Source organism: Xanthocytophaga flava (assembly GCF_030068545.1).
GTDB classification, from domain to species: domain Bacteria; phylum Bacteroidota; class Bacteroidia; order Cytophagales; family 172606-1; genus Xanthocytophaga; species Xanthocytophaga flava.
Genome location: NZ_JASJOR010000010.1, coordinates 90391 through 108701, shown reverse-complemented (window position 1 = coordinate 108701; position 18311 = coordinate 90391). Strand labels below are relative to the sequence as shown.

13 protein-coding genes are annotated in these 18311 nt (G+C 38.9%); 6 read left to right on the top strand and 7 right to left on the bottom strand.

Going from position 1 to position 18311, the window contains the following annotated elements:
* The first annotated feature begins 218 nt into the window (after positions 1–218).
* From QNI15_RS16155 to QNI15_RS16140, 4 genes are all read left to right on the top strand, one after another.
* A complete protein-coding gene (locus QNI15_RS16155) occupies positions 219–1874 on the top strand; it encodes a sodium/sugar symporter (RefSeq protein ID WP_313996971.1) in 1656 nt (551 codons plus the stop codon).
* On the top strand, positions 1874–2539 hold the full coding sequence (locus QNI15_RS16150) for an HAD family hydrolase (protein WP_313996973.1): 666 nt from the start codon (positions 1874–1876) through the stop codon (positions 2537–2539). Before QNI15_RS16155 ends, QNI15_RS16150 begins: the two co-directional genes overlap by 1 nt.
* Before the next feature lie 144 nt (positions 2540–2683).
* Positions 2684–3337: a fructose-6-phosphate aldolase gene (gene fsa, locus QNI15_RS16145; protein WP_313984145.1), complete on the top strand. Its 654-nt coding sequence runs from the start codon at positions 2684–2686 to the stop codon at positions 3335–3337.
* A gap of 308 nt (positions 3338–3645) precedes the next feature.
* Positions 3646–4848, top strand: a complete 1203-nt coding sequence (locus tag QNI15_RS16140) for an aldose epimerase family protein (RefSeq protein ID WP_390902199.1) — start codon at positions 3646–3648, stop codon at positions 4846–4848.
* Between the two features lie 150 nt (positions 4849–4998).
* On the opposite strand, the gene QNI15_RS16135 is transcribed toward QNI15_RS16140, so the two are convergent.
* Positions 4999–7305 (bottom strand): erythromycin esterase family protein, encoded by a 2307-nt coding sequence (locus QNI15_RS16135; protein ID WP_314032582.1) that lies wholly within the window; start codon positions 7303–7305, stop codon positions 4999–5001.
* A 196-nt stretch (positions 7306–7501) separates the two neighbouring features.
* Between QNI15_RS16135 and QNI15_RS16130 the strand changes: the two genes are divergently transcribed.
* A complete protein-coding gene (locus QNI15_RS16130; RefSeq protein WP_314032580.1) occupies positions 7502–9412 on the top strand; it encodes a hypothetical protein in 1911 nt (636 codons plus the stop codon).
* 372 nt (positions 9413–9784) lie between these two features.
* Here the strand turns inward: QNI15_RS16130 and QNI15_RS16125 are convergent, their stop codons facing one another.
* The 6 genes from QNI15_RS16125 to QNI15_RS16100 all read right to left on the bottom strand — a co-directional run bounded on the left by QNI15_RS16125 (position 9785) and on the right by QNI15_RS16100 (position 17274).
* Positions 9785–10321 (bottom strand): hypothetical protein, encoded by a 537-nt coding sequence (locus QNI15_RS16125; protein ID WP_313996979.1) that lies wholly within the window; start codon positions 10319–10321, stop codon positions 9785–9787.
* A 126-nt stretch (positions 10322–10447) separates the two neighbouring features.
* Positions 10448–11608: a pyridoxal phosphate-dependent aminotransferase gene (locus tag QNI15_RS16120; RefSeq protein WP_314032579.1), complete on the bottom strand. Its 1161-nt coding sequence runs from the start codon at positions 11606–11608 to the stop codon at positions 10448–10450.
* 270 nt (positions 11609–11878) lie between these two features.
* Positions 11879–12391: a hypothetical protein gene (locus QNI15_RS16115; RefSeq protein WP_313996983.1), complete on the bottom strand. Its 513-nt coding sequence runs from the start codon at positions 12389–12391 to the stop codon at positions 11879–11881.
* Positions 12392–12773: 382 nt separating this feature from the next.
* A complete protein-coding gene (locus QNI15_RS16110; RefSeq protein ID WP_314032577.1) occupies positions 12774–15578 on the bottom strand; it encodes a leucine-rich repeat domain-containing protein in 2805 nt (934 codons plus the stop codon).
* A gap of 550 nt (positions 15579–16128) precedes the next feature.
* The gene (locus tag QNI15_RS16105; protein WP_314032576.1) at positions 16129–16752 is read right to left on the bottom strand and encodes a thioredoxin family protein; all 624 of its coding nucleotides are present in this window, start codon (positions 16750–16752) and stop codon (positions 16129–16131) included.
* 21 nt (positions 16753–16773) lie between these two features.
* Positions 16774–17274: a TlpA family protein disulfide reductase gene (locus QNI15_RS16100; protein ID WP_313984124.1), complete on the bottom strand. Its 501-nt coding sequence runs from the start codon at positions 17272–17274 to the stop codon at positions 16774–16776.
* A gap of 201 nt (positions 17275–17475) precedes the next feature.
* Here QNI15_RS16100 and QNI15_RS16095 point away from each other — a divergent pair, with 201 nt between their 5' ends.
* Positions 17476–17883, top strand: coding sequence for a response regulator (locus tag QNI15_RS16095; protein ID WP_313984121.1), 408 nt, complete (start codon positions 17476–17478; stop codon positions 17881–17883).
* Positions 17884–18311: the final 428 nt, after the last annotated feature.

Below are 18311 nucleotides of genomic sequence, written 5' to 3'. Positions count from 1 at the left end.
TCACCTTCTTGAGTGATTTTCTTCGTTAACACCTCAGTTGATTAAGTTGGGGTGTTACTACTTCTGAACATATATCCCTCCGTTTTTGATCTTTTCCTCTGTTGTCTGTGGATACATATGGTCAGTTTGAAATAGTAATATAAAAATAATTTGTTGTGAAAATAAAATAACATCTGACAGGAAATAATTAGCTAAATCACTTTGAACCCTATATTTCTATGAAACTCGGACTAGAGACCACCGATTACGTTATTTTTCTCATTTACTTCATCATTGTGGCTGCCTATGGGTATTGGGTGTATAAACACAAAGGCAAGCAAACGGCTGATTCCAAAGATTTTTTCCTCGCGGAAGGTTCTCTTACCTGGTGGGCGATAGGTGCGTCTATTATTGCTTCCAATATTTCTGCTGAGCAGTTTATTGGTATGAGTGGACAGGCATTTCAATTGGGGTTGGCTATCTCTGTCTATGAGGTTGTGGGCGGTTTTTCCCTGATCATTATTGCCATTTATTTCCTGCCTATGTATATCCGAAACAAGATATACACTATGCCGCAATTTTTACAAATGCGGTATGATAATCGTCTGGCTACCATCATGGCAGTATTCTGGTTGTTTTTATATATCCTTGTAAACCTGACTTCTATCATCTATCTCGGAGCCCTGAGTCTGGAGAAAATGACTGGATTTGGGTTTATGCCTTGTGCTATCTTTCTGACTGTATTTGCTGTTTTTATCACCCTAGGTGGGATGAAAGTAATCGGATACACGGATGTAATTCAGGTAGTTTGTCTGGTGATAGGCGGGTTAGCAACTACCTATCTGGCCCTGCAGTTGTTGTCTGATAAGGTTGGTACAGGAAGTGGAGTTTTTGAAGGGCTGAGCCTGATCAAACAAAAAGCAGATAGCCATATGCACATGATTTTTAGTCCGGGACAATATCAGGTACACAACGGCAAAGGGGGAATGATAGATGCGTACAATCAATTGCCTGGCTTGCTTATGTTTATTGTAGGAGGACAATGGATTGTAAACTTTAACTATTTTGGTTGTAATCAGTACATTACGCAACGGGCATTGGGTGCTGATCTGACTACTGCTCGTAGTGGATTATTATTTGCCGCTTTCCTGAAGCTGATGATGCCTTTTATCGTAGTACTACCTGGTTTGGCTGCTTACGTGCTGTTTCAGGAACAAGCCGACCCTGCTATTATCAAAGGTATTACAGAAAGTGGAGTAGTAAAGCCTGACAATGCCTATCCAGTGTTGCTGAACCTGCTGCCTGTAGGTTTAAAAGGCTTGGCTTTTGCTGCATTGACTGCTGCGATTGTGGCTTCTTTGGCTGGAAAGGCTAATAGTATTTCTACTATTTATATGCTGGACATTCACAAGAAGTTTATCAATCCGAATCTGGATGAGAAAAAAACTGTCTGGCTGGGAAGGGTAGCTATTGTAGTTTCGTTTATTATTGCATTGGCAATTAGCCCGCTGTTGAAAAACTTTGGACAAGGATTTGAATACATACAGGAATATACAGGCTTTATTTCACCAGGCATCCTGGCTATTTTCCTGTTAGGATTCTTCTGGCGAAAGGCTACAGCAAATGCTGCATTGGTAGCCGCTGTACTAAGTATTCCTCTATCAACCTTTTTCAAATATCAGTTTCCGGAAATCCCTTTCCTGAATCGGATGGGGATTGTGTTCTGGATCTGTGTGGCTGTTCATGTTACCATTAGCCTGATCGAATCCAAAGGAAAAGACAACAAAAATGCACTGGAGGTAAATAAAGACTGGTTCAAAACCACTTCTTCGTTTCGTTTGGGTGCAGCGGGTATTTTCGCATTAATTATATTGATATATACTTTATTTTGGTAATGACAGAAAAGAAATTCGGACTTATTTTTGATATGGACGGTACGATGGTGGACAATATGATGGTCCACCATCATGCCTGGCAAAAGAAACTGGCAGAAGTGGGATTGGAACTCACGCTGGATGAAGTAGTGGCAAACTGCCACGGCAAAAATGATGATATTCTGGTGCGTTTATTCGGAGATAAATATACCTTTGAAGAACGGGATCAGATATCGTCTGACAAAGAAGCCCGATACCGGGAAATCTTTTTGTCTCAACTGAAGCTGGTAGACGGATTACCTGAACTACTGGAAGAGGCGTATCAGGCAGGTATACCCATGGGAGTTGGCACTGCTGCCCGTTTTGAAAACGTAGACTATGTGCTGGATAATCTGAATATACGTCATTATTTCAAAGCGGTTGTCGTTGACAGAGATGTAACAAATGGCAAACCTGACCCAGAAGTATTTTTTAAAGTAGCAGATCAACTGGAAGTGCCCTATGCTAATTGCCTGGTATTTGAAGACTCTCCTACAGGTGCCAAAACAGCCCGTAATGCAGGTATGAAAGCTATTATTCTTACCACAACCCATAAGGCTGAGGAATTTACATCTATCAGTAGTGTGATGAAGTGTGTAGACAATTACAAGTCTATCAATCTGAAAGAAGAATTGGCTAAGCTGTAAGTACTATCAAAGAAAATCCAACAACTAAAGTCCAATACAAAGAAGTGGTTGCTCTAATGATACGATAATACGTGTAGTTAGTTAAAACCACTTCGATATAAAATGTAGTTCTATTTTTTACAAAACCCTAATACCAATTTACCAATGAAGTTTTTTATTGACACAGCAAATCTGAAAGAGATTCAGGAAGCTCAGGATCTGGGCGTGTTGGATGGAGTAACCACAAACCCTTCTCTGATGGCCAAAGAAGGCATTACCGGAAAAGAAAATATTCTGAATCACTACCGGGCTATCTGCAATATTGTAGATGGAGATGTAAGTGCGGAAGTAATCTCAACAGAGTTTAAGGGAATGGTGGAAGAAGGCGAACTGCTGGCTGCCCTTGACCCAAAGATCGTTGTGAAAGTGCCTATGATCAAAGATGGTATCAAAGCCATTAAATATTTTTCACAAAAAGGGATCAAAACCAACTGTACACTGGTATTCTCTGCCGGACAAGCTTTACTGGCTGCTAAAGCAGGTGCTACCTATGTATCTCCGTTTGTAGGTCGTTTGGATGATGTGTCTACAGATGGGTTAAAACTGATCGAACAGATTCGTCTCATTTATGATAACTACGGATATGCTACTCAGATTCTGGCTGCTTCTGTACGTCACCCTATGCATATTATCAAGTGTGCAGAACTGGGATCTGACGTAATGACCGGACCTCTGAGTGCTATAACTGCATTGATGAAACACCCATTGACAGATTCTGGGTTGGAGAAATTCCTGAAGGATATGGCTGGCAAATGGTAAAAATATGCCTGTAGTGGATGAAAGATAGACATCCACTACAGATTTTAAAAGTTGTTTAGGATAATTTATAAAGAAACGAAAAGAGCAGATTTTGTAGCGAGCCTCAATTTCACGCCCCAGGTTGGTGTTATCACCAACCTGCATGATGGGAAACAACTCGTTGGTGATAACACCAATGAGGGGAGAAGGCGCAGCACATGTATTTTTAGTTCTTCAAGAACTCTATAATTATCTGCCTTAGCAACCTTTTAAAATTATCTTAAACAACTTCTTAATCACTTATACACCTTTACACTTGTTACACCTGCATGAAAACGTTCTCTCAGATGTTTTTTGCTACTCTCTTACTGGGTAGTATGGCACTGGTATCCTGTGACCAGAAAAGCAAAACTTCAGAAAATCAAGACTCCGTAAATGTAATGGAACAAACCCCGAAAGCCGGAATTCAAAAAGATGCTCCTTTTGGCACATTGCCTGATGGCAAAGCTGCCGATTTATATACCCTCCGCAATGCTTCTGGTATGGAAGTGAAAATTACCAACTATGGTGGTACTATCGTTTCCTGGACTGCTCCTGACAAGGATGGTAAATATGAAGATGTGGTACTGGGATGTGACTCTCTGGATGGCTATCTGAAAGGTGTACCGTACTTTGGTGCATTGATTGGACGATATGGCAACCGTATTGGAAAAGGTAAGTTTACGCTGGATGGAAAAACCTACACACTAGCTACTAACAATGGCCCCAATGCATTGCATGGTGGTAAAGTTGGATTTGATAAAGTATTATGGGAGGCTACTCCTGTAGAAGGAGAGGAGCCGTCACTGAAACTGACTTATGTGAGCAAAGATGGTGAAGAAGGATATCCCGGAACCTTAACAACAGAGGTTGTGTATCAGCTAAAGAATGATAACTCTCTTCAAATCAGCTACAAAGCTACTACCGATAAGCCTACAGTTGTCAACCTGACTAACCATACGTACTTCAACCTGACAGGTGGAGTAAAACGTGATATTCTGGATCATGAGGTAACGTTGTATGCCGATAAACTGGTACCTGTAGATAAAGGCCTGATTCCTACTGGCGAGTTAAAACCTGTAGCCGGAACTCCTTTTGATTTCAATACGTCTACCAAAATCGGAGCACGTATCAATGATTCTTCAGATGTACAGATTAAATATGGTTTAGGATATGACCACTGCTGGGTGTTGAAAGAGTCTAAGGAGTCTAAGGATTCACTGAAACATGTAGCCACTGTTTACGAACCAACTAGCGGACGTGTACTGGATACCTACACTACCGAACCTGCTGTACAGTTCTACACTGGTAACTTCCTGGATGGTACCATCACTGGCAAAAATGGTATAGTGTACAAACATCGTTATGGTTTCTGTCTGGAAACAGAACACTATCCGGATTCTCCAAACAAGCCTTCTTTCCCAAGTACAGTGCTTCGTCCCGGAGAAACGTATGCAACCACAACTGTATACAAGTTTTCTACAAAGAAATAAGATCTGTCAGAGTTTAAACATTCTGCTTTACTAAGTTAATACGCATAGTTTGGTATATAATCAATATACACGCTATGCGTATTTTTTATTTCGCCTCTATTCCTTAGTTGAAATCTTATTGATGCCTCCTTGATATAGAACCTTGTAATGTTACTTATTTTGCATTACAAGAGGTTTGCTGGGAGTTGATTTTTGGATATAAATAAGTGCATCGAATTCTTTTAACAAGTCACGTCGGGTGAAGTCATCATTGTAAGCCTCTGCACCAATATTTCTAAACAATAACCGTTGGTGAAGCCACTGAGTATCTTTTATTAGAGGTGTTTTTTGTAAGGGAAGATAAAACATAGGCGTTTGAGCTGTTTTGAAGTAAGACTCATAACTGCCTGCAACACTTGTCTGAGCAGGAGCTAATTGGACACTGTCTTTGTAAATGGCTCGGAATGTACCCTGATCAAAGGTAAAACCGATAGACTGATAGTCATCTGCCAGTTCGGTTTTGAGCCAGTAACCCATATCATACTTATCTACGTGGTTGTTATGTGCCCATATTACCACACGAGCATTGGGAATAGAAGAAAATGTACGATAAAGATTTTCTGCCATACAGGCATCTCTGAATCGGGAAGACTCTCCAACAGACCGTAGTTCAATGGCTTGTTCAATCTGCCGGAAATGTTGTTGAATCAGAGCTTTCTGGCTCAGTAAACCTACAGGAACTCGGATCAGAAATGTGTTTTTGACTTCCCGCAAAGCTTGCATTGCAGATACAATGGTGGTATCTGTAGGAGGAACAAAACGACGAATGGCTTGTACGTATTCCATTCGCTTCTTCAATGAATGCCAGGCAAGTGTGTCTTTGGGTTGCAAATACTCTTTTAAGGCAGCCAGTGCTTTCCAGGAATACTGCATATCAAACCCTTTAAACTGTACCATTTGTTTGGGATGGGCAACATTGTATTGTCTGACCCACCTAATCAGTTCTGCGATTTCCTCGACACTCCAGGTCCAGTAGCCAAGTCCCTTCAATACCTTTCTGGCATCTCCTTTACCTGTAAGCACATACTTGTTGACATCCTCAGCCGCTGCCATATCAGCCTCGAAAGCGATTACATTAAATCCTTTTTGCTCAACAAGCCAGCGAATCAGACGGTGTTTCATCTGAAAAATTTCATGTGATCCATGCGTATTCTCACCTAGCCCGATCATGTGGGCTTTGCCTATTTTTTCGTTTAGTGCCAGTAAGTCTGTAAACGGATCGGATGGGGATGTGGATTTTAGTGGAATGATTGCTTTCTTTAACCAGGTTGTTTCAGCTAAAGTAGGAAGAGCAGGGGCGTTCACAGAAGGAGGTGCTTGCCCATCAACCAGGATCTTGATATTGTCTAGCCAGAATGCAGAGGCATCCGTGGAGACAACACCAATGCTGGCATACTTGAGATACTCGTTGTCTGGAATAGGTGTTTCTACCGAAAATTTCATCCACTCACCGCTTGTATCTGAGAGAGAGGTCAATTGGATAGGTAACTCAAGGTATTTGTGAATAAACCATGAATTTCTAAAGCGTTTGTCGTTTGAAATAAAAGAGAAAAAGACAGAATGTGTTGATTTAGCAAAGGAATATTTTCTGATAAATCCTTTTACTGATAATGTTTTACCCCATAATGTATCAAGAAAAATAACCTGAAGCAAAGGAGCGTTTGCCCGGATTCCATTTTGCAGTTTCAGGCTTTGCCTACCTTCTTTAAAATATAGTGAGTCAGTTGCAAGGGTTGTTTGTTTCAGTAATCGGGTATTCTTTTTGGTATCTTCAAAAGACAGATCTGGTTCATATAAGCTTAGCAAGGTATCAGTCACAATCTGAGTGCCTGGTAAAGGAATATCCTTATATTCTTGTCCTTCGCATGTAATTTGCCAATGATCTATCCAGATTTTACCCTGCCCTGATAAATACATACCCATTGCTAAATAGTCGGTTTGGGCAGGAACAGGAATTTCTACCTGATATTTGCTCCACTTGCCTTCTTCAATTAATGATGTATCTTGTACAAAACTAAGACGATCACTTTCCTGATGATTTACTGTAGTTGCATAAAACTGAATTGCACCATCAAAATCCTGTGTCTTTATCCAGGCAGAGACGGTTATATTTTTAGTTTTAAAGTCGACAACCGGAACAGAAGTGTTATAAAAAGCTCCATGAAAAACAGAGTCGTGAGTCAGGTCCAGGCGAAGGCTACTTTGCCCTGAGTATTTGACAATTGTATCATATTGGAATGAAATGCTCCTGGGGAAAGACCAAAAAGGAAACGCACTTTTCTCATCATTCTGAATTTCAAAATCAAGATTTAGCTTTGTCTGTCCATAGCTTGGAGAGAACGAAGGATAAATTAAGCTACACAGGAATAGAAGTATAATCTTAGGGGAAAAAATGGGTGTGTTTTTTCTTTTAGTCATGTGTTTTGTGTAATCGATCGGTTGTGAGTGTAAGAGGAAAAAAGTGGACTCTATAAAATGTCTTCTATAGATATTAAAAAGTTACTTTATTTGAAAATATTTTAACGAAGAGAAACAACTTTTATTGTTTTTCGTAAGCATACATTAATTACAGAAGTATCTTGAGCTGCTTCTGGTTTCACCACTTTATCTTAGTATGATTGCATCATTTCCTTCACTGGCAGCTGCATTTGCTGCATACCCCAATTGTATTGGGATTCAACTCTATGAATATATTTACCATTCCCTTGTTATTGAGTATAGGCTGGCTTTAGCTGGTCCTGATAACATTTATTTTCAGGATATTACTATTCTATCAACTGATCAGGATTTGCTGGAACAAGAGATTATGCGTCAGAAACATTGGCAGGTACTGGTTTTGTTAATGAAGGGTTCAGTAGGATATTTGACAAGAAAAATAGCTCCTCAGATTGGTGTATTTAAAAATTTAAAGGAACTGACAATTGAGTTTGGCTATCCTGAATATCCAACCTTTCCTGTATGTCTGAATGGACTACCTAGGCTGGAAAAATTATTTATTCAGGAAGTAACAGTAGAAATAAACGAACCGCTGACACAGGTAAAAAGTTTTTCGCTGAAAAGAGGAAAGCTATCACAACTGGAAGAGCTTATGTCTTTCCTCAATCCGGATGTCCTGACCTATCTGGCTATACAAGAAACAACACTAACTGAGTTGCCAGAAAGTCTTATCCGGTTTACACAATTGGAAGTATTGAATCTTGGTGAAAACGAAATAAAGGTGCTGCCGGAAGGAATTATGCAGATGGAAAAGTTGAAAAACATTTACTTGTTTAATAATCCTGTCAAGTATGCAAATGAATTAAAAGAATCAGTGCTGGTAAAGGTGATTCAGCAAAGCGTGAAACGAAAGCTTTCACAACCTGTGCGCACTACTTATCTCAATCTTCTTCAAAACAATCTGAAAGACCCACAAGTCATTCTTACAGAGGATTTACTGCATGCTTTGGAGTTTGACTTGCTGAATGAGAGGGCAATGCCACTTCTGGAAAAGCGGATAACATCACCATTCCAGAAAGGAGCAGATCTATCTAAACAGCAGGTGTCTGTACTCGGAAGAATGAAAGGATATTCTTCAGAAGAAATCATAGAGCAATTCAAAAGAAACAACATTCAAGCTACTGACAGACTTACCCCGCAAACTACCCTGGTTTGTATTGGTGAACAGCTCACACAAAAGCAGACTGAAGAAATCGTTAAACGAAAACTGCCTGTTGCCTTACCTATTCATGTGCGTGATTTTTTACAGCAGCTTGAAGTACCCTATTTAGTGGAATCAGAGGATTCTGTTCACCAAAACCTGTTACGGCTGATAAACTCTCTGGATGAAGACAATAGTAAGCTGGCTGCTCAGATCATGCTGGCAGGAGGGATTCCTGAGCCATTGTTATACCCGGTTTTGTTACTGAATGCGCTGAGAGGAAAGGGGTACAGTACCCATTTTAAAAAAGTGCTGGAAAAATATCTTCCACATGAGCAATATGAGGTGATTAAGAAACAACAAAAAGCTGGTTTTTATAAGACAGTAGATGAATTGTTTAAAAATCCTCTTTTTAGTGCCATAGAAACAGCTAGGGCAGGTTTGTCTCTGTTTGCACTGGATGAACACACCCGAAGGAAGGGAAGCACTGATCATAACTTTTACCGGCAATTTCATTATATCGTTAAACGTTGTTTTGTTGCTGGGGGCGATCCTGCCCGAATGGCTTATCAGGCACAGCTGGAAGGTACTACCCTGAATGTCTTGTTTTTTGATGACAGCTTCTTTGGCAAATTTAAATTGCCTGTTGAAATACTGGAGTTTGAGCAGATTGAAAGAATCATCTGTGCACAGAGTGTGATAAATGAGGTGGCAACAAATCAGAAAACACTGAAGAAAATGAAAAATCTGAAAGAGCTAACTCTCTTTCATTTTACTGGCAATAGTAGTAACTACTTAGATGTTAAATATCTTAAAAAGCTAGAAGCAGATGTGGTTTTGCTCAAACAAAGCTTTCCACATGTACAGATAACCCTACAGACTTATTAATAAAAGTATACTGACAGAGGGATAGATAACAAGTCTGGAATTTCATCTCATACGCATAATTCTATGGATTTTTTTGTTTTGACCTGAACTATGTGCATAAGAATTTTTGCGGTGAATTCTGATCAAACATCACTCGTGCGGTGAATTAAACACATTGACAGTTTTGCGGTTTATTGATGACAAAAACTTTTTTGATTCGGATGACTTGAATCTCCTCTTCTAATTGACTTGTGCATAGTTATATGCACAAGTCTTCTGCATGCTACTAACTATGCGCAATAAATCTACTATCAAAGAAAAAAGCTGGCTTACCATCTACAAAATGCTGTCAATATAAAGCCAAATACCTCTGAAAAGCCACTTACTGCCCTCTTACCACTCGAAATCCTGTATCTCTACTGTGGCAGGATTACGCTTGATGACCCTGATTTTTTGATTGAAGACATCAATTCGCCATTCTGTGTCTTTTCCGAATTCAGTGATTAGGCGTTTTCCCTCTCCATTTTTCCGGAAACTCCATAATTTGTAAATTTCTTTGGTCTTATTAGACTGACAAACCAATAGTCTATCCAAAGCATCACGTTGAGCTATGGATGAGTTGTTCTGTATCTTACTGCTACTATGATTAAACTCAATTCGTTTTCCCTCCTCCACATACGACGATTCAAACAGGAAATGGGTAATTTCTTCTTCCTCATGTACTGTGTCAAATAAATACCTGGTTTTACCGGTATTTATTTCGTAGACAGCAATATTGCTCAATAAGGAGCGATCATATTCCTCCTCTTTTTTGCCGCCCATTAAGCCTTTGCTTTTTTTGAGAGGGTTAAGTGAGAAATAAAAAATATTAAGTTTTCGATCGTATTCTTCTATACTGTGAAAATCGGTATATCCCATTTTAAAACTCATGATTTTTGTACAAATAGCTAGTTGATTTTTGACAAACTAAACAGTTTTCCTGTTACCAGGCATATTGCTTGGTTATACTCCTTTGGTAATATTAGACTTATCAATCAAAGTGTTTCTATTTTGAATTTATATCTTCATCAGTCGTTCTACTGCCCGTTCCAGGGTTTCTTCTTTCTTTGCAAAACAGAAACGTAAAAGTTTGTTATCAGTTTTGTTGCTATAAAAGACAGATAAAGGAATAGTGGCTACTCCGATTTCTTTGGTCAGACGAATGGCATAATCGGTGTCAGACTCATCCGTAATATGTCCGTATGATGCCAATACAAAGTAACTACCTCGACTAGGAAGTAAAGAGAAGCGGGTTTGTTGCATCAGGTTCACAAAGAAATCCCGTTTCTGCTGATAGAACTGAGGCAAAGACTCATAGGGTTCTGGGTTCCTGAGGTATTCGGCCAGAGCAATCTGAAGAGGGGTGAAGGACGAAAACGTCAGGTACTGGTGCACTTTCCGAAACTCAGTTGACAGTTCGCGAGGAGCTATACAATAGCCTAACTTCCATCCGGTAACATGATAGGTCTTGCCGAAAGAAGATATTACAAAGCTTCGTTCCCGTAATTCTGCATGTCGTAACACGCTCTGGTGCTGTTGCCCATCAAAGATAATATGCTCATAAACTTCATCACTGATCAGATAAATGTTCCTATCTCTCAACAGAATTGCCAGGAATTGCAAATCCTTTTGTGTCAGTGTGGTGCCGGTTGGGTTGTGTGGTGTATTGATAATAATGGCTCGGGTACGGCTGGTAATGGCACTTTGCAGTTGGGAAAAGTTGATTGAAAAATCATCGGATGACAAGGACACATATACCGGAATCCCTCCGTTAAGTTCAATAGCAGGTACATAGCTGTCGTAGCAAGGCTCCAGTACTATCACTTCATCGCCCGGACTGACAATGGCACTGATAGCAGCATACAAGGCTTCTGTACCTCCGGAAGTAACTGTAATTTCGGTGTCAGGATTGGGAGCATACCCATACATACGTTCTGTTTTGATGGCAATCTGTTCCCGTAAGTCAATGGTACCAGGCATAGGTGCATATTGGTTGTATCCGTCCTGCATTGCTTTGGTTACCAGTTGAATAATATCCGGAGAAGCATTAAAGTCCGGAAAGCCTTGACCCAGGTTAATGGCCTTATGCTCCTGAGCCAGTTTGGACATAACAGTAAAGATGGTGGTGCCTACATTGGGTAGTTTGGAAGGGAGTATGTTGGATTGTGTATGGTTCATCAGAAATGAAAAGTTAGTACACAAAAATAATGGTATTTAGCAGATTGTATATAGGCTTATGTTTTCTATAATTGAATAAGTGGAAAACATCAAATGACCTTCTTTTTATAGATTTGGTAAAAGCTTTCATCTTTGCCTCCTGTAAGTACAAGAATCCATAAAAAGCAATATACTTCAACATTCCTCTATATTTCTCCCGAAGGTGTAAAAGTTGTTTCTGTTTTAAGTTTTTTATATATTTTCACAAGTTTTAGTAATGTGGGGATAGTTTTACCGTTTTGTAAACTTATCAATCCAGTATTTTGCTCTCGCAGTATCCAGTAATCCATGAGGTTCTGGGTAATTTTCCTCAAGAATACTGATAACAGTATTTCCACAGGGATCAGTTTTTATTCCAGGATACTTTTTTTCCAATGAATCTAATCGTTCTCGATTGATCTGCTTTAATTTTTCAGTAGGTAGAGAATCTGTTCTAACATAAAATAATGGATCTATATAATTATTGATAAGCACCAGTTTTACATCCACTAATTCATTCACATTTTTGGAATAAATATCTTCTTCTTGGGCTAAAATTAATTTTTGAGGGCTTTCTTTAAAAAAGAGAACCTTTCGTCTAGTAACGCCATTTCTAGGTAAATGATATGAATAATAACATATCAGGTAAGAATATGAGCTTTTTTTATTAGAGTGTTGCCAGAATTCATTGACGAGTAGCAGCGCCTCAAATGAATCCTTGGATTTTCTAACAGTAGAGTCCAGATTCAATTCATCCACAGACATAAAATGTAGACTTTTGCGAGAAGAGTCTGTTTCTGCAATGATTTTATCCAGACTATTGGAGGAAGTACAAGATGAGAATATTAGTAGAATTATACTTACTGATAGGAATGGTTTCATTGATGCAAAAGAATAATCTGATCAGATAGACTTTGTGTTAGATATATTCGATTCAGAGTTATAAAATTTTCCATAAATTTTTTGGAAGTTTTAAATCTCAAGAATCAATGTTGATATCTGCTTTCATTGTATCTGATTATCCTACAGGTATTTATAGAACAGAATAAGTTATCTGTTTAAAACGACAAAAATCAGTTTGAGCAAATATATTTCTAACAGAAGCCAGATATGTTGTTTCTACCTTTGTCTGGCTTCTTCTCTTTTCTTACCGAAATTGACAGGATGGCATTCGTTCTTTTAGGATATCAAGATTTTCAACCCTATTTGTTTTTAATTCCAGAGATTCCAATGGGAGGGTTGAGAGGCTTAATGGAAGTTTGTGTAAATTATATTGAAAAAGTACCAAATGTTTCAGATTTTTCAATTGGGCAATGGATTCTGGAATTTCAAGTATCTTACTATGGTAGATAGTCAGGTTCGTCAGGGATATTATATGAAGCATCTCTTCAGGAAATGAAGTCAGGTGATTGCCTTTCAATGTGATTTTCCAGATGGTCGGTTGTACCTGCTGGAATAAAGTATTGGCTTCTTCCGTTGTGAGAGCAGCTTTTAGCTCTAGTTCATTCGTTTTTGCAAGCCAGTCAGGAGTAGTTTGTTCGATATAGAGCTGGCGACGGGGATCATTCGCATCTGAGTGTTCCATAAAGTATTCCCCAGCAAAACAATTTTTTATCACCTTTTCCTTTTTGAGCCAAACCAGAAAGGCCATAGAGGCTGTATCCAGACCTGGAAATTCTTGTTGGTACTTGTGTATCTGAAAACGATTGTAACTGTACCTGGATGTATCATCAATTATCTTTGCCTTGTAGGCAAGTGCTTGCAGAATAACTCCATCAGTTGTATTTTTCTTAATAAGCTGTCTGGCTTTGGCTCTGGTATCTGGATTATCTGAGGTTTTGGCAATGACCAGTAGATCTATAATCATTTCAGGTGGTACACCTGTAGATTCAAGTAATTGTACTCCTAATGCTTCATTGAGCGACTCTGGACTACGCAAAAGCTTCAGTACAGATTCGGTAGAATTATCTGCCCGCCCTTCTTCGGATAAGAGATACGGTTGTTCAACCTGATTCAGAAAGTCAGTTAGTTCTTTTTCGTTAAACAGAAAATAATTCTTTTGGGTATTTCCATTCTCCGGAAACTTAGGCGAACTACCAACCAGTATATGAGTGACTTTATCAGTCAATGAACTGCTGTACCCAATATTGGCTGCTGTCAGTTTGTTTTTGATATCTGTCTTTTTGTAAGAAGTATTTCCCAGAATGGCTACTACATCTCCTGGTTTTAATGGTTTGTCTGACAGGGACTGGTACTTTTCATTAAACACAAATATGTTTTCAATTAGTGCCTGATGCATAGGGGCATAATTGATTGAAAACCCTTCAAAAAATACCTGTTGAGGCCGATTTTCCAGCCGTTCCTGATAAAAGTTATTTAGATACACATGCAGGTAAATTTTGCGCTTTTCCTCGTCCATATCCGAATGCTGGTTTTCTGCCAGATGTCGAAATGGATAAAACCAGTCAAAAATCTCAGGCTCCAGTTGTCTGGGAGCAAATTGTGTGTCTGTGGCATGTGTGCTTACTTTCCATAATCGGGTAAGTTTGTACAAGTCGGTTGATAAACGTTGAATGCCAGTTCTTGAAATTTCTATTGAACCTAATTTGGTACACTGGCTAATAGTAGAGGGCAGATTTACAAGTTGTGGACTATCGGGTAGTTCTAAATTTGTCAGATTTTGCAGATTGCCGATGCTTTCCGGAAGTTGAGAAAATATACCACTAAGAGTCAGAGACTGTAGTTTACTTAGTCTGCCAATACTTTCTGGAATACGTTGAAGAGATTTTGGGGCTATTAGCTTTAGTGTTTCAAGGTTTTCACAGTCACCCAATGTATCTGGAAGATCAGTAAGATCGTCATCTATTTCAATTGTTTTCAGCTGTTTAAGTTTTCCGATTTCCGGAGGTAAAGTGGTAAGTTTGGTCTTGTCTGTAGTGGAACCATGTATATAAAGCAATTCCAGAGATTCGAGTCCCCCTATTCCAGAAGGTAGTTCGGTTAAATCACTAAAGTTAATATAGAGAGTTTTCAGCTTTTTGAGATTACCTATAGAAGAAGGTAGCTTTTCAATTGAATACCAATTTAGTTTCAGTTCTTCCAGATTGGCTAAGTTTCCTATTGATTCCGGAAAGGGCAGGGCTTCTTTCGTTCCAGGCTTCAGCTTTAGTTTTCTTAACTTCTGTAGTTTGCCAATTGCAGGGGATATACCAAAAGGATCAGATTCTTCACTAGTCCACGAACCGGAACGTACTTCTATACTCTCAAGTTCTGTGAGTTCACCTATGACGTCAGGGATTGATTGAATAGATTGGCGATTATTTATCTCTAATTCCTGTAATTTTTTTGAAAATGAGAGCTGGTCCGGAAAAGAAGGAAGTATCACATTTTCGTACAAGGATAGTTTTGTAAGCTTGGGTAAACTTTTCAGAATCAACAGATCCTGAAGTTCATTACATCCACCGATTTTAAGTTCTTGCAGAGAGGAAAGATCAGATACCAGTGAGGGTAGAGAGGCACCATGAAAGGAACTGATCCCTAGTTTTTTCAGGGAAGTGAGCTTAGGTAATATTTCTGATAAATATCCATCATCCTTGAATCCATTAAGGGTAAGTTCTTCAAGATTGGAGAGGTCGCCAAAAGATAACGGAAGTACACAAACAGCTCTGGATTCGATCTGAAGTTTTTTGAGATTTTTTAATTGTCCAATATCCTCAGGTAATGTAAGTAATTGCTCCGCACGATTAATTTCCAGTTCTTCCAGATTGACTAGTTTGCCAATAGGAGGCATCTGCTTGCCTGTGTAACCAGAAATAGCCAGCTTGGTAAAATGAGTAATTTCCGGATAGATACTCTCCAGATCCTGAGAAGAAGCTTTGGTAATAAGTCCTTTGTCATATTCATGAAGTGCCTTATCCCGATCTGCAGTATAATAGGGTTTAATAGAATACATTGTATAGATGTCGTTACATGTCTAAAATTTTAACCGAGGTATAGTCAATATCCTTGTGCTTACAAGTAACTAAAGTGTGAGATAAAATAATGAGTAAGATGGTAGAAAATATAAGGAGGTAATATTGAGGCAAAAAATAGAGTTAGTTAGTGTAGAAGAGGAGTGAGATTATTAGCAATAAAAAGTAAAAAATACGAGTCATCCCAAATTTTTTAAAAGTAAGCTACAAAAAGAGCAAAGATAACTTCAATCGTGTGTGGCAGTGTAGGTGCGTTGGCAATCTTTTCTCCGCGAGGTTGGCCTTTGGCCTTGTGGGTGGGAGGATCGGAGAAAAGTGTCCTTTTTGGGTTACTTTTTTGGACAAGCAAAAAAGTGACATGGTAGGAAGAGTAATCTTTGGATTAATAAGGGAAACCTAACAAGAAAAAAGAAGAGTCCATAAATAGAAGAAGGGTTAAGTGTTTGAGAAAATGTTGTTGAAAATAAATAAAAAAGAACAGATCCTATGTTTATAATATAGGATCTGTTCTTTTATTAATAAATGTAGATACTAGGCCTTCTTCCATTTTATACCACATCCAATAGCTTTGGCAGATGGAGTAGTAACAGCCTTGCCTTGTAACAGTTCATCCACTGCCTCTTCTACATATTTTTTTGTGGCTTGTGATGCATCCTGGGAGTTATTGTCAATAGCACCGATATAGGCTACTTTAAATTTATCGCCCTCTTTTTTTACCACAAAAACATGTGGGGTATTGGTAGCACCAAAGGTTTGGGCTATAGCCTGTGTTTCATCAACAAGGTAAGGGAATGCATATTTCTTGTCCTTGGCGCGTTTCTGCATTAAATCATAAGAGTCTCCGGGAGATATGCCTGGATCATTGGGCTGTATCGCCAGTACAGGATAGCCTTTGGACGCATATTTCTGATCCAATGCAATAATCCGTTCTTCATACAATTTGGCTACCGGACAGGTATTGCAGGTAAAAGTGATAATATAACCCTTAACCTGAGAATTGCTTGCCAGAGAGATCATTTTACCATCTACATTCTTCAACGAAAAATCTTGTACTGTATCACCTACTTTATAGCCAGCAGGAGCAAAGCGGGCACTGACAAGGCCTACTGCCAGGAGTAGCAGTAAGGCTAACTGAGTTTTGAAAATTGTTTTCATACAAAGTTGTTAGTTAGTGTGTTATAGATGAAATGATTGAATAATGGTTTCAAGTTCTCCGGCTTTCACTTCTTTTTCCATGAACTTCCGGACATTTCGGGATGTCTTGATAAATAATGTAGCTGGGATAGAACCAGACCATTCTGGAGAGATTTTATCAATCCAGGTATTGTGGTCTGTTTCATTTAACAGATAGACAGAAGACCGTAACTTTCTTTTTTGGACAAAAGGGATTACTTTGGTCTGGAGGTCTCTTTTGAAGTCAAGGCTCACTAGCAAAACTTTCACTTTCTGATTGGCAAACTTTTTATGCACAGATTCTAATAGGGGCAACTCGGTAACACAGGGACCACACCAGGTAGCCCAGAAATTAACTACATAGAGAGTATCATTGTTCTGATGTATTCGTTTGTTTAACTGATCAAACTGAATTACGGGGACATGCTGACTCATAGCAGGTATCATCCATGCCAGAAAGAGCACCGTTAGCCAGAACGATTTGGGTTTATTGGTAATGGTCATAAGACAATTGTTTGCTAACCAATATACTAAGTACGTGAGAAATTGCAAATTGTTTACCGTTTTTGTGTAATTTATCAGGGGAGTCTGTACTCTGAGAAACGAATGACTTATCTTTGGGGTATTCATTTGTAGAAATATATTTGCTGCCTGGAGGTATGCATTTCAGAAATAGATAGTTTGACAGAACAAACCCCTGATACCATGAGACTAAAGAAGCCCTATATACTAATGCTGGAAGATGATCCGGATGACCGGATGATTACAGATTCTATTGCTTCACAACTGGATGTTGACATACAGTTTCTCTACCTGACTTATAGTAACGAGTTGTTTTCTGCATTGGAATCTGGTGAGCAGCCTGCATTGATTATGCTTGATTACAATTCAAAACCACAGAATGGATTAGAGATACTGAAAAAGCTGAAGTCAAACCCAGCGTACCGATCCATCCCTGTGATTGTGCTGGGTGAAAGTGCCTCAGATCCACACATAGATGAATGCTATCAGTTAGGGGCTAATTCATTTATTCTCAAGCCAGGCACTTATGACCTTACAGTACACAAGATCCGTACATTTTTAGAATATTGGTTCCAGGTTGCAGAACTGTAAGCTTTTTAAGATTTACCTTGAGGTTGTGCAAAGGAAGCTCATCAATACAAATGGTCTACCAGTATCATCAATTCTCTGACGCTTCTGACAGATCTGACAGTTCTAAAAAACATTTTATAAATTGGAGTAACTATGTAATCGACTTATCTGTCTGGTTAACAGTTTTTTACAAAATAAGGATTATAGACAGTGTGTCTTCAGTCTGAACACGAAAGTTAATTTGAAAACTTTTAAATAAAAAAAACATGCTGTTTATCAGGTATTTACAGAGTTGTAATACTCTATCCCCTTTATAAAATGTTTTTTAGACCTGTCAGATCTGTCAGAAGCGTCAGAAGAAGTATATACATTCATTCAGACAAAAGGACGCGAATCTCTACAGTCAACAAAAAATCCGAAGCCATTGAGTGACTTCGGATTTTTATCAT